Below are 13,716 nucleotides of genomic sequence, written 5' to 3'. Positions count from 1 at the left end.
TGCACCCCAGTTTTGCCAGGACATTATGTTGCCTAGTACTGCAGTAACAATTATTTCGGAGACCACTATCCCAGGAAAAACATGATTCCCATATCGGAGTACCATAGCCAAAGCTATACCTGAGGGAAGCCAAAGGGGAGTTACCATTGTATTTGAAATAGTCCAAATATTACTTGCAAGCCCACCTATTGCATAAAGAAAAGCAGTAAGTACATTCTGATACCAGAACCTCCTTGTTTTTATTGCCTCAAAACTCATGTTTTCTTTCCAAGAACTCTATAAAGTTTGAGTTTTTCCTTCTTACCTCGAATCACTTGGGGCTCTAATTCCTCAGCCAAAATTTCATTAGCAATAGGTTTATAAGTAGTTTCACTGATTAATAACGTATTGGGATTATTTTTAGTAAGCTCTTCTATTCGTGAAGCGGTATTTACAGTATCACCGATAACAGTATATTCCATATGTTCACTAGTACCCACATTGCCAACGATCACCTCTCCCGTATTAATACCTATCCCAATAGCAATATCATGGCCGATTTCATCACGGTGTTTGTCATTGAATTCTTTGAGTGCTTCTATCATCGCTAATCCTGCAAATACAGCATTCAACTGATTATCAATATGCGAAACCGGTGCACCGAATAAAGCTAAAATTCCATCGCCAATTAGTTTATTAACACTGCCATGATGGTCCCGTATTTTTTGGGTCATTAACTCAAAATAAGCGTTAAGCAGTTCCACCGATTTATCAGGGCCCAATTTATCGGATATTGAGGTAAATTGACGTATGTCTGCGAACATAACTGAAATAATACGGTATTCGCCACGAGTCAGAGAAGTTTCTTCCTGATCATTTAAAATTTCATCGACTACATTTTTAGGGACATATTTTTGAAACAGCTCCATAACCCGTTTTTGATATAATACTTCATGGTTTAGTTTTTCAATTAAAGACAATCGCTCTTGTTCAAGATTCAACATCTTAAGACCAGTATCAATATTAATCTTTAGTTCAACCGGATCCCATGGCTTAGTAATATAGCGAAATACCGACCGTATTGATGGCCTTAATAATCGACTCAATGTCAGTAAAGCCCGTTAAAATCATACGAATGGTATTGGGGTACTCAGGAATAATAGATTCTAAAAATTGTACTCCAGTCATCTCTGGCATTCTTTGGTCCGTAATAACAATTTGAATATTATTACGGCGCATAATCTCTATACCTTCGCGTCCTGAAGTAGCAGTATACACATTGAAATGACGGCGAAATGTCGCAACAAAAGCAGTAAGGTTATTCTCTTCATCATCAACATAAAGAATATTACTTTTTTCTTTGTCCATATAAAACTCGTTTATGAGGGAAATTGAAAATACTCTATAAGATATTTATAGCTTTAGGTTCTCACTTTGGCCAGTTTTCAAAAAATGAAACTTGACGATACTATATCTATATATTTTATTATCTAGAATAATAAGATGATCCTTATAAATAAAACAGGAAGATCTAATGGAAATTAAGCGCATTAAAGATGAAGTAAAGCTGTTTTTACTCAATTCTTTTAGAATTAAGGATATTGGTTATTCGGATAATATTTTTGATACAGGCGCAATGCATTCTTTATTTTTCATTCAATTACTAGTGTTTATAGAGAAGAAATATAAAATTGATCTTGAGGTCGGTGAATTTGATCCGAATCAGTTAACTAGTATTGATGCTATCGCTTGTTTTATTTCTAGTAAATTATAATTCAGTTCGAATAACCGTGATAAGGTTTGGCTGTATAATGCATACAGAGTGGACAAACGACATGAAACAAACAAAACTTACTCTTCTAGGCGCAGGGACAATGGGTTCAGGTATTGCGCAACTTTTTGCGCAATACGGATTTTACGTCACCTTAATCGATAATCTCCAATCTCAACTAGACAAAGCGAAAGCTACTATAGTTAAAAATTTACACTATCTGGTATTAACTCGAAATTTAGAATCGAAACACTGTATTGAAACGATATTGGCATCCATTTCATTTACAACAAAATTAGATGAGCTCAAGCAATCAGAATATATTATTGAAAACATCCCAGAAAACTGGGAACAGAAAAGAGCATTATATCAGATATTAAATGAACAATGCAGCTCAACTTGTATTTTAGGGGTAAACACCTCTTCCATATCTATTACTAAAATCGCATCGCTTGTTGAACATCCTCAACGCGTGATAGGTGTTCACTTTATGAATCCAGCGCCGATAATGCCAATGGTAGAGGTAATTAAGGGATATCATACTGACCAATTGACCATAGAAAGAACCAGATCGTTACTTGAGCAAGTACATAAAAAAATGATCGTGGTTAAGGATTCGGTGGGTTTTGTGAGTAATCGCGCAATGATGATTTTCATTAATGAAGCCATTTTTATGGTACAGGAAAACATTGCATCAATCGAAGACATTGATATTCTATTTAAGCAGTGTTTTGGGCATAAGATGGGGCCACTGCATACTGCAGATTTAATTGGCTTAGATACTGTTCTTTATTCTTTGGAAACCATATATTCAGAGCTAAACGATCCGAAGTATAGGCCATGCTGGTTATTAAGAAATATGGTAGATGCGGGGCTACTTGGACAAAAAACAAAAAAAGGATTTTATCAATATGAATAAGGAGAGGAACTTTGCCCAATTACCAACCGCAATACGTGAAGCAACAGCGATTCTTTAATCAATTCATAGAAAATTGCCTTCACTCCCATACGAAAATCTTTGATAAAGAACGAAACATTCCGCGCGATTTTTTTTATACCTTAGCCCAAAATGGTTTTCTGGGCGCTTGCATTCCCAAACGATTTGGCGGCCAACAATGGGATGAATTGACCATCGGCATCATGCATGAATCGTTTGCAAAAGAGCTTTGTTCCTTAGCAAATATTTTAACTGTGCTGGGTATGGTGAGTAAGTCACTCATACAGTTTGGTTCGAAAGAGCAGAAGCAAATCTGGTTACCCCGAATTGCATCAGGGGAAACATTAGCTGCATTAGCTTTAACTGAATCTAATATTGGTAGTGATTTGGAACATGTTGAAACTCAGTTGTTGGATGTAGGCGATGAATTCATTCTTAAAGGGAGTAAGAAGTACATCACATTAGGGCAAATAGCTGATTTGTTTTTAGTGTTAACAAACTGCCAAGGGAAGCCAACTGCAGTTTTGGTTGAAAAGCATACACCAGGCTTAATTATTTCACCTATGCCTAATTTTTTAGGTTTACGCTCTAATATGCTGGCAGAGATTTTTTTTGATAACTGCCGAATCCCTAAAAAAAATCTATTAGGTAGTATCGGTATCGGTTTTACTTATGTTATCCAAACAGCTTTAGATGAAGGACGCTATACAACAGCGTATGGGTGCGTTGGTTTAGGGCAAGCATGCCTGGATGCAGCTCGTGCCTATACTCAAGAAAGAAAACAATTTGAGCGTACATTAGATGAGCATCAGCTAATTCAAAAAATGATAACTGAGATGGTTGTGCAAGTTAAAGCTGCCCGGGAATTGTGTTTTTATGCAGGAGAACTTAGACAACAAAAAAATCCAGCATACATTGCTGAAACATTAATAGCAAAATATGTTGCTTCAAAAATGGTTGTTTTTGTATCTAATCATGCATTGCAAATATTTGGTGCAGCTGGTTTCGATGAAACTTATCCTGTTGAGCGATATTATAGAGATGCTAAAGTAATGGAGATTATTGAAGGGACCTCACAGATGCATGAAATTCTCATTTCGAAGCTTTGCATCAATTAATACACAATAGAGGGGCTTTATAAAATGAAGTCTTTTGAACAGCACACAACAATTTGCTCCTTTTTTGAAGAACAAGTAAAGCAATGTCCAGAAAATACGGCTATTTATTTGGAGGATCGCCAAATTTCATATGATGCTTTTAATAAAAAAGTCAATCAATATGCAAGATATCTGCAAAGAAAAGGCCTGCCATTAAATGGAATTGTCGGCATTCAACTCATGCGTTCTTTTGAAATGGCTGTGGCAATCTTTGCAGTATTAAAAGCAGGAGGTGCCTATTTACCATTGGACCCCTTTGCTCCAGCAATTAGAAACCAAACTATCCTTGAAGATAGTCAAATACAATTCCTAATTGTTGATGATAGCTCATTATTGACAGCAAAATCTGGGGTATATGATAAAGATGATCTTCAAATTTTAAGCATTCATGCAGATGTGAGCCATGAAAAATACGATAATTTAAATTTGCGTCGAGAAAAACAAGATTTGGCTTATGTGATGTACACTTCAGGTACTACAGGCAAACCTAAAGGCGTCATGATTTTACATCAGGCCTTGGTTAATCGAATTCTATGGATGCAAAACACATTCCCATTGCAAAGAAGTGATGTATTGTTTCATAAAACGCATACTTGTTTTGATATTTCTGTTTGGGAGACTTGTTGGTGGTCTGTTGCAGGCGCTGGAGTCGTTTTTTTACCGCCAAGAAAAGAACATGATATTAAGTTATTTATTCATATGATTGAGCAATATCAGATAAACGTTATTCATTTTGTACCTTCTGTATTACGCATATTTTTAAGTTATATTAAACAAGATTTTTCGATGAATCGCTTAAGATCTTTAAAATACGTGTTTTCAAGTGGGGAAGCGCTCGATGCGAAAAGTGTTAATCTTTTTAATAAGCTATTTCAAGATCAAGAAACACTGTTAATCAATTTATACGGACCCACAGAGGCCACAATAGACGTTTCATATTTTATTTGTGAAAAGCACAAGCGTTATCGTACGGTTCCAATTGGAAAACCTATCCAGAATATTCAGTTTTTTGTGTTAGATAAGCAGCTTAATTTAACTGGTTTCGAACCTGGAGAACTATATATTTCTGGGGTTGGATTAGCTCAGGGTTATTTAAATAATCCAGCACTTACTCAGGCATCTTTCATAGACAATCCTTACTTGCCTGGAGAAAAAATGTATCGTACTGGAGATATAGTGCGTTGGAATAAAGAGCATGAATTATTATTTCTAGGCCGTAAGGATGATCAGGTAAAAATACATGGTATACGTATTGAATTAGGGGAAATACAATATCATTTATTAGAGCACCCCAACATTCAGGATGCAGTTGTTGTCTGCGAGAAGGTGGATTTTCTTGATCATAGAATGATCGTCTTCTTAATTGCTCATAACAAACAAATAGAGCTTAGTAGTGCTGAACTTAAATCGTTTTTAAAAACCAGGCTTCCAGATTATATGATTCCAGAACATTACATGTGGTTAAGTGAATTTCCAATAAAAGAAAATGGGAAAATAGATAAAGAGAAACTGTTGAGTTTCATTTAGCGAGGGCAATCTCTAGGAAAAATGACCAGGGTTTGATAGTTCTTTAATTCAAATTAAAGAAAATGACTTATACTTTAAGGAACCCCATTATATTCCATCTGGCCAGTGTCTATTAAATTGTTAGCATGAAAAAAGGGAGCCTTCAAATAATGAATGCAAATAACCACTCAAACCAGGTTGCCATTGTAGGTATGGCTATAAAATTTCCTGGAGCCAATAATCTTGATGACTTTTGGGACCTATTGAGGTTTGGCAAAGAAGCTGTCAGTAAATTTTCTGCAGAGCAATTACAGCAGTCGGGTATTTCAGAGCAATTAATCGCTAATCCCTATTACAAACCCTATAGGGGGATATTAGATGACTTAGAGTCGTTTGATATCCCTCCGTTTGAAAATACCACCAAAAATTTTGAATTGTTGGGTGTTCAAGGGAAAGTGATGTCTCATTTAACTTATCGTGCTTTGAGTAGCATGAGAAGTCAGGCAAATCACTCAAATAACTTCATCAAAAATACGGCTGTTTATATTGGTGCAAATAACCAACCAGCCTCCCATTTTTTAGGCGCAGCATACTACGAAGCGATTAATACTCAAAAAGCGATAGAAAGGTATTATTCAAAAGTAATTGCACCTTATATTTCTTATCAATTTGGATTTCAGGGAAGTTCTATTGATTTATATACAGCATGCTCATCTTCTTTGACAGCTGTGATCCAAAGCTGTAGAGAGTTAAATAGTCACCAATGTGATATGGCAATTGCAGGCGCGGTCTTAATCGATTTACCCCAGGAAGTTGGGTATATTTATGAAGAGAATGGCTTATTTTCTTCTGACGGTCATTGTCATTCTTTTGATGCTTCAGCCTGCGGTACTTTATACTCAAATGGTGCTGGGTTGGTTGTTTTAAAGCGACTTGAAGATGCAATCGCAGATCATGATCTAATCCATGCTGTTATTATTGGCGCTGCTATGAATAATGATGGCAATTCTTCAAAAGAAGGATTTATGGCACCAGGAATTCATGGTCAATATACTTGCTTGCAGTCCGCTTGGAAAAATGCCGGGGTTGAGCCAGGTGATCTTGATTATATTGCAGCTCATGGCGCCTCTACGAAACTAGGTGATGCAACAGAAATATATGCCCTAAAAAAAGCGTTCAAAGACGTTACAAGAACAAAACGTTGTCCAATAAGCTCGGTAATAAGTAACCTAGGTCACACCGGTATTGTATCCGGTATGGCTTCAATCATTAAAACAGTACTGATGCTCAAAAATAAAGCTATTGTTCCTTCAATTAATTTTGAAACTCCTAACCCGGATTTTATGTTGGAAGACTCACCCATATATATTGCCACTCAATTTGAAGATTTTCCTAAAATAAAAGAGCACTATGTAGCCGGTGTTTCTAGCTATGGCGCAGGAGGAAGTAACACTCACCTTGTTTTGTGTAGCTATGATGAAAATTAATATCTCCTACCCGTTAAAGTTAGTGCTGTGGTGTCTTAGGCATAATTCTGGCCACTACTATTAAACAGCTGGGTTCGAACTCAATGGTATAAAACGATTCAGCTTACCCGAATACAAATATTTAATTTCAGGTACCTCAATGATATTCACTTTGGCGTCAATCAAGCCTACTTTGCTTAATCGTAAGCGTATATTCTTTTGCAATTGGGACTTATTTATAGAGCCAGTGGTTACAATTCTAATATTAGCCCCATCTATTGTTTGTTCGACTTGATATTCTTGAATATTTTTTTCTAGCAGAAGCGCTCCTAAAAAAAGCGAGTGATGTACAAAAATATTGCCAGGATAATTAAAGTCACATCCAGGTCGACCTTTAGGTGCTTTTATGAGCTGATGCTGAATACCGCAATCACAAGTTTTATTTAGAAATAAAATCTCATCTGAGTTTTCATAGCGGATTAACGGCAAAGTATAATTATATAAATTGGTGATATACATTTTGGAGACCATAATTCCTTTATCAGCAGGACGATTTTGTTCATCCAGAGGCTCAATAATACATTGATCATCATTCAAATGCATCTCATCCATATTAGCGCGGCAATTTAGCCCGACCATTCCCTCAGTACAGCCAAATAAATTAAAAATATCCACTTTAGGCCAAGTTTCTTTGATTAAAGCCAGGGTCTGATCGAAAAGTGGTTCTCCACTAACAAAAAGAATCTTGGGTTCAATTTTTATTTCTCCTTTTTGAACTAATTGGCATACTTTGTGAACATATGAAGGGGCAGCAGTTAAGATATCAGGCATAATTTGATTGAGACGAGTAATTACTATATTTAATGGTGTTACAGCCATAGGCAGAAAATATATATTGTCATTATGGTGTTTAAAGGTTTTTGCCAAAGAATAAGCTGCAATGGCAGTGTTGGTTACAAACAAGCTAACGGTTTTTGAATTTGCATTCAGTTTGTTAGTTACCATTTGGGTTCGTTCGTAATTGTAGAGTGGGTAGCGGTTAAATGCCGTGTAAAATGTAATCCATTCATTCCAATCATAAATAAATATGCCTCGTTTCCCACTGCTGCCTCCAGTCGACACAACCTGATAATGGGAAAACAGGTACAATGTGTCGAGCCTATCATTTTTTTCACTCAGATGCTTTTCAACTACAGCCAATGAAAGCTTAGGGTTAGTGACAATTGCGTCCCAATTTTCCATTAAAATGGTTTTATTGATGGTAGGAAGTTCGCCTAATCGTTGTTTGGTGAAATTCTCTATGTTGATTTTTGCTAACGTTTTTTTTATACCAAGGAGACTTTGATTTTGCGTGAAACAGTAATGCTCTCAGTCTTTTATTGATTAGATCTTGCAATATTTCTTGGGAATAGTAGATTGCTTCTTGATTTTTTTGAAACTGTTTCTCGTAATCCAGGATGTGATGTGATGTTAATTCAGAAGGAGTTATTGAATTACCATCCCTCTCATAGATTCGGTTAACCAAATGATTGAGTCTATTTATTAAGAAGCGAAAAAAAGACATATAATCACCTTTTTAGAGCGCTATCCTACTTAGAGAACTCCGCTTATATAGGGGTACATTATCATAGTATAATATACTGTAACTCAAACTCTAACCCCTAAGCCTCCTATTTTTATAATCATCTTCTTTGATTATAATTCAATCACATTGATCATCTATAATATAAATATAATTATTTAAGTATAATGGTCTATACAGTATGAACACTGAACAACGATTTAAAGACATCGATCAAAGAATTTCTAGCCTAGAAAAATTAAGTAACCGTATTGAATCATCTGAAGTAGCTCAGCAAATTATCCATGAATATATTGAAGTATTTGACCAGCTTTTTAGTGATGGGTTAGGCGAAAACCCAATTCAAACCCAAATAGACAATTTGCTTAATACGCAAACTCAAGAATCTTTAGGTGAGGCACGTGAACTCAATTTTGGCTATTTACGTCGAATTAGTCAGATAAAAACGATGGTTGATACTCTTCCGGATAATTTTCCCTCTAAAGACCGACTTTTAAATCGGATATTAGATAATTGTCCTTCTGAATGGATTAATAAAATCAATAATGGAACGTTCACTAATTCACAGAAAGATTTTGATGCTTTCAGGCAACGTGATGAAGCCTATGATTGGAGTAATACGGTAGAAATAAAAACTTGGGGAACAAAAGAAGAAATTGGGAATGGGTTAAAAAATGTAATGAGGCAAAAATTTAGAGGGGACGATGTGGGGCATGTGTCCTTAACTATGCGTCTTCCAGTCAATGAAGAAAATCAAAAGCTTATTAAGCAATACTGCGTTAACGACGATGGGTCGGATAGAGTTCCTCATACAATGAAATATATTGGAGGTAAACCTTATTATGTAGTCTATTGGAGTTTTTGGCCTAATCACTTACATACACTGCGTGAAGATATAATTAGTGAACGCAAAGGATTCGAGTTTGCTCTTTCAACTGACACTTTTAGTACATTGCCACCTGAAATCAAAGAGCGATATGCTACAGTTAAGCAAAGGAAAGATTTTTTGGGCAAAAGTCATTTAATTGATACGGCCCCAGTTGCTGTGCGAAATCTGAACTCCAAAGTGGAAAGTTCTGCTAGAAATGAATTTCTTAATCTTAAGATGAAGAAATATCGTCTGGAGGAAGAAGAGTCTGCTGTCGGGGTGTTGTGGCTTAATTACTTTACAGAAGGAAAAGAGTTTCACACCGAATCAAAATGGGAAAGCAAAGATATCAAGTCTACTAATTTCCTTGTATTAATAGAGCGATTCAAAGACCAGCTACCTAATAAAGAACTATGCCACAAGATATTAAATGAAAAGAAAATTTCTAAAACAGAGGCAGAAAATTTATTTAAAGATATTCAAGAACTGTACCAACAAAAAACTGTTGCTTTAGCCCAAATAAAAGAGGAAATAAAAACTGAAGCAACAAAATTGTACCTTCCTTCAGCTGAAATAAAGGAACTCAAAGCTCAAAAAAAAGAATGTTATAAAGACCTAAAAGAATTTACTGAATATTGTGATTATTATGAAGAAAATCTTGAGCTACTCTTAAATGAAGATAATCCTCAAATGAATGATGATATGAAGGAGGTATGTTATTGGCTATCCAACAAAGACAATCAAGACCAGCTTAATGAAATAATCTCATCTGAAAAGCTATCTACTGAGCAAATTCATTTTATATTAGAGACTCTTAAAAACAAGAAAAATGCCGGTATCGTAGAGCTAAAAGATAAATTAAACCAAATTAAAGATCAACTGGAAGAGATTTCACTTAACCCAAAAGTAAAAACCTTAGAAATTTTAGAAAAAAGAAAACTGGACTATGAACAAAAGCTTCAATACCTTGAAAAAAAACTGCAAGATGCCCGTACTGGTTTGGAATCACCTGATCCAAAAGCAGCAAAAGAAATAGAAAGTCTAGAGGAGCAAAAAAATAAGTATATTCAGGATCAACAACAATATGCCGATTATTATGATTATTATATAGACATACTTAATCATATTTCTACCCAAGATAACCCTCAAATGAATGATGATATTAAGAGTTTGTGTGGATCTTTATCCAATGAGGATAATAAGGACCAATTTGATGGAATAATGTCATCTAAAGAGCTTTCTTCTGAGCAAATTCGTTTTATAACAGAAACCCTAGTCAATGAAGAAAAAGACTATATGCAAAATATACAGGCTCAAATAAACCAGATTGAACAGCAACTGGAAGCCATTTCTCGCAATTCATGGGAAGGTCTTGTAAGTAGAAAACAAAAGTATGGACAAAAACTTCAAACTATTGAAAAGGAACTACAAGATGAAATATCAACAATTCAAAATCAGGAAAATAGCTATATTGAAGAGCTAGGACCATATGTCGTTTATTGTGATTCTTATATAGGCAAAATGAATGATCTTTTAGCCCAAGATAACCCTCAAATGAATGATGAGATTAAGAGCCTATGTGAATGGTTATCCAATGCGAATAATAAGGAGCAATTTGATGAAATAATGTCATCTGAAGAACTGGCCTCTGAACAAATTCGTTTTATATTAGAAAGCCTGGAAAGTGTAAAACAAGATCAAATAAACCAGACTCAAGAGAAATGGGATGCTATTCCGCGCGACTCACTGGAAGCTCTCGAAAATAGCAAGCAAAAATACGAACAAAAACTCCAGGATATTGAAAAAGCCTTACAAGTTATCTACCAACCTCTAGAAAATGATATTAAACAAACAAAAGAAGTAATTCATTCTCTATCTGAATCAATCACTTCATTAAAATTAGAATCAAATGTTTCTACTTCAAATTTAGTTAGTAAAAACATAATTCGAGGTTTACCTACCAAAAATAAAATCTTAAAAGATTTTAATATGGAAGAAATGTTAAAAAAAGCAAGTGCCATTGCACCAGAAACAACAGCATTTAATTTATATTTAAAAAACTGCTCTACAACTTCAATGGAACTATTACACGCGGGTGCGCCTGCGCGGTATAAACATATGTTTACACCAATAGAGCAGTCGGATGATGATAGAATATCCAACACTGTATTACATAATCCACAAGCAGTCTATTCTGCGGGAAAATTAGTAAGCGCTGCACAAAATGCCGATCCTGAGGCAGTACAATCTATCACGAAAAGAAAATTTGCTCTGCTTAACACCGGTTATAATTTACTAATGAACAAGTTGATTTCTGCCAGTTATAATAAAGAATCACTATTAAAAGAATTGAAAGCAAATATCTTGAATTTGATATTAGTGATTCCTCAGATCATTAAAGATCTTTTTATAAAAGAAAATAAACTGGATGAGAGGCAACAGGAAAAAACTGTTGAGCATTACTTTAATCAATTAAATGAGGCGGTTAAATCCCAAGGTTATGGGATGATACACAATAAAAACCCCATATTAGCCATTGATGCCATGAAAGAAAAATTACAAGAAGAACCCCACGCACTTCCTTTTTTTGATATGGACACATTACAAAGCGTTAGGGCATATATTTTAAATCTGGAAGCAAACGATCCTAAAAATCCACATATCAGCGATTACAGACAAATCATCTCTGAGCGTGATGCACGTGTCAGTTGTGTTGAAAATGCCTTGGCACGAGGTCTTAATCCTAATGATCAACTGATTACTCGTAAGGATAATTCTTCAGAGCTGCGATGGGTTCTAAATCGACCGGAACAAATTGAAAAGATAATCAGTCAATTTAAAAACGCTTATATAAAATTAAAAACACAAGGGTTTGGGGTTCAAGTCCAAACATCCAATTTTTTAAAATCACTAGAGAGACTGGATTCGAATGAATTAAAACTCCAAGCTATCCTTGAACACATTAAAGATAAGCCCAATTCCGGGTCTGCAAAAGCTTGGAAAGAAGCATCTATTGACGCATGCAATTTGGAGGAGTTGGGGTTTCACCTCCCCAAGATAACACAGGTGTGTCACGCTAGCCATTACAGGGACCGCCTACAGAATTTTAAACAAGAACAAAATCAACAAAATAATGAAAATGCTATGCCTCTAGAGCATGACACAAACTACTCCATATCTGGATCGTGAATATAATCTAGCCCGCCTCGATATTAACAAACCTGCATGACAGTCGAAAAACTCACCACATCGTTTTTTCTAGAATATTCGAATTAGACATTAATGAGCACATAATATACAATTTGGCAAAATATAACGTTTTTTATTTTAAGTGCTTATGAAAACATACAAAGCAAACAATAATAATGCGCCATCTCCATTGGATATCTACCAATGTGAAACAATCTCATGGAACAGTCAATATCTGACTTGCCAACTCAAGCTGGTAAACCAGGCAATTACCACTGTCACCGCATCCCCTAATGACTATAATACCTATCTTCTTGCGAGAGAAGGGGAAACCGCTCCATTCCAACTTTATTATATCAACCGCAATGGTACAATAGATCCCGTGGTAGATAGTGATACTGGCAGACTCTTTCTTACACAAGGAAAACGCAAAGAAAAATGTAATTTAATTGGGAGCGATGCTATCTCGGAAAAGTTGCAACAACTGACAAACCAAGTCGATAATCGCCTCCCTGCGGAAGGGACGGTCGATGAGATCCGGTTTCTCATTATACAAGAATGTGGCTTGTTGAATACTACTTACCGTGCAGGCATAAACAACAGTATACAAGGCGATATGGTTTACTCAGAAAATTTTGGACCATGCCAGGCCGTCTTAGCTTTATTAAATAATGGTCAATTTGTTCTATATCATGCATTGAGCCCAACTATCACTTCTGCTGCCAGGCAGTTTTTGGCTTCAGTTCGAGATCGGATAAAAGAAATTTATCTTTTCCAAAAAAACACGCCTGCCCATCAGCAAAAGGGACCGCTGCTTGCTATTGCTTTGTCCCGCAAGTTAAACAATTACAATGTCAAACGTATTTTAGTCGATGGCTATCGCTCCGTACTCGCTTTGCCTCAGGGAATCTTTTTGGCGAATAATAGCTTCTTTCTTTTCAACCCAATGCCGCGGCCACACCCACCCTGCAAGAAGAACAACCAGCACAGATAGAGGGGATTATACTCCCCATTGAAGAAAGCGTTAGAGAAATCTTGATGCGTTGCAAAAATAAATACCATATAGAACAAAATAATGTCTGCCCGGAAGACATTGCTGTAAAAATTCCTCGAGGCTTAATAGAAAAAACAGCAGACTATTTTAATGTTGAAATAACACCTAAAGGCTGATGGGACTTTTTAAAAAGAAAACCTCCTCTACTTCTGACATTGAACGGCTCATTGCAGGTATTTGCAACAATACTCTTCAATATTCTCAGAG

At 35.7% G+C, this 13,716-nt stretch carries 13 protein-coding genes; 8 read left to right on the top strand and 5 right to left on the bottom strand.

Going from position 1 to position 13,716, the window contains the following annotated elements; translation table 11 throughout:
- The 3 genes from OK13_RS12005 to OK13_RS15515 all read right to left on the bottom strand — a co-directional run.
- Window positions 1-258: MASE1 domain-containing protein (locus tag OK13_RS12005; RefSeq protein ID WP_035891090.1), on the bottom strand; the 258-nt coding region annotated here is incomplete at its 3' end.
- Window positions 255-1,085, bottom strand: coding sequence for an adenylate/guanylate cyclase domain-containing protein (locus OK13_RS12000; protein WP_241480558.1), 831 nt, complete (start codon window positions 1,083-1,085; stop codon window positions 255-257). The genes OK13_RS12005 and OK13_RS12000, both read right to left, overlap by 4 nt.
- A complete protein-coding gene (locus tag OK13_RS15515; RefSeq protein ID WP_241480557.1) occupies window positions 1,033-1,347 on the bottom strand; it encodes a response regulator in 315 nt (104 codons plus the stop codon). The genes OK13_RS12000 and OK13_RS15515 overlap by 53 nt, the downstream gene beginning before the upstream one ends.
- 166 nt (window positions 1,348-1,513) lie before the next feature.
- On the opposite strand from OK13_RS15515, the gene OK13_RS11995 reads away from it, so the two are divergent.
- The 5 genes from OK13_RS11995 to OK13_RS11975 all read left to right on the top strand — a co-directional run bounded on the left by OK13_RS11995 (window position 1,514) and on the right by OK13_RS11975 (window position 6,837).
- Window positions 1,514-1,753 carry an acyl carrier protein gene (locus OK13_RS11995; protein ID WP_035891089.1) on the top strand — a complete coding sequence of 80 codons (240 nt, stop codon included), beginning with the start codon at window positions 1,514-1,516 and terminating at the stop codon, window positions 1,751-1,753.
- Window positions 1,754-1,814: 61 nt separating this feature from the next.
- A complete protein-coding gene (locus tag OK13_RS11990) occupies window positions 1,815-2,669 on the top strand; it encodes a 3-hydroxyacyl-CoA dehydrogenase family protein (protein ID WP_035891086.1) in 855 nt (284 codons plus the stop codon).
- Between the two features lie 11 nt (window positions 2,670-2,680).
- A complete protein-coding gene (locus OK13_RS11985) occupies window positions 2,681-3,805 on the top strand; it encodes an acyl-CoA dehydrogenase family protein (protein WP_035891084.1) in 1,125 nt (374 codons plus the stop codon).
- Between the two features lie 24 nt (window positions 3,806-3,829).
- On the top strand, window positions 3,830-5,371 hold the full coding sequence (locus OK13_RS11980; protein ID WP_035891083.1) for an amino acid adenylation domain-containing protein: 1,542 nt from the start codon (window positions 3,830-3,832) through the stop codon (window positions 5,369-5,371).
- A 149-nt stretch (window positions 5,372-5,520) separates the two neighbouring features.
- Complete coding sequence (locus tag OK13_RS11975; protein WP_035891081.1) at window positions 5,521-6,837, top strand: beta-ketoacyl synthase N-terminal-like domain-containing protein; 1,317 nt, start codon at window positions 5,521-5,523, stop codon at window positions 6,835-6,837.
- Between the two features lie 60 nt (window positions 6,838-6,897).
- Here the strand turns inward: OK13_RS11975 and OK13_RS11970 are convergent, their stop codons facing one another.
- Window positions 6,898-8,058: a phenylacetate--CoA ligase family protein gene (locus OK13_RS11970; protein ID WP_241480556.1), complete on the bottom strand. Its 1,161-nt coding sequence runs from the start codon at window positions 8,056-8,058 to the stop codon at window positions 6,898-6,900.
- Between the two features lie 10 nt (window positions 8,059-8,068).
- Window positions 8,069-8,380 (bottom strand): hypothetical protein, encoded by a 312-nt coding sequence (locus OK13_RS15510; protein WP_241480555.1) that lies wholly within the window; start codon window positions 8,378-8,380, stop codon window positions 8,069-8,071.
- Window positions 8,381-8,579: 199 nt separating this feature from the next.
- On the opposite strand from OK13_RS15510, the gene OK13_RS11965 reads away from it, so the two are divergent.
- From OK13_RS11965 to OK13_RS15915, 3 genes are all read left to right on the top strand, one after another.
- Complete coding sequence (locus tag OK13_RS11965) at window positions 8,580-12,455, top strand: coiled-coil domain-containing protein (RefSeq protein WP_035891077.1); 3,876 nt, start codon at window positions 8,580-8,582, stop codon at window positions 12,453-12,455.
- Between the two features lie 148 nt (window positions 12,456-12,603).
- The gene (locus OK13_RS11960; protein WP_035891074.1) at window positions 12,604-13,449 is read left to right on the top strand and encodes a hypothetical protein; all 846 of its coding nucleotides are present in this window, start codon (window positions 12,604-12,606) and stop codon (window positions 13,447-13,449) included.
- Between the two features lie 44 nt (window positions 13,450-13,493).
- Window positions 13,494-13,625 carry a hypothetical protein gene (locus tag OK13_RS15915; RefSeq protein ID WP_277619305.1) on the top strand — a complete coding sequence of 44 codons (132 nt, stop codon included), beginning with the start codon at window positions 13,494-13,496 and terminating at the stop codon, window positions 13,623-13,625.
- The last annotated feature ends 91 nt before the right edge of the window (window positions 13,626-13,716 follow it).

The sequence above is a fragment of the Legionella norrlandica genome (assembly GCF_000770585.1).
GTDB classification, from domain to species: domain Bacteria; phylum Pseudomonadota; class Gammaproteobacteria; order Legionellales; family Legionellaceae; genus Legionella; species Legionella norrlandica.
The sequence above is the reverse complement of the archived record's forward strand: the minus strand, read 5'-3'. Positions and strand labels throughout refer to the sequence as shown.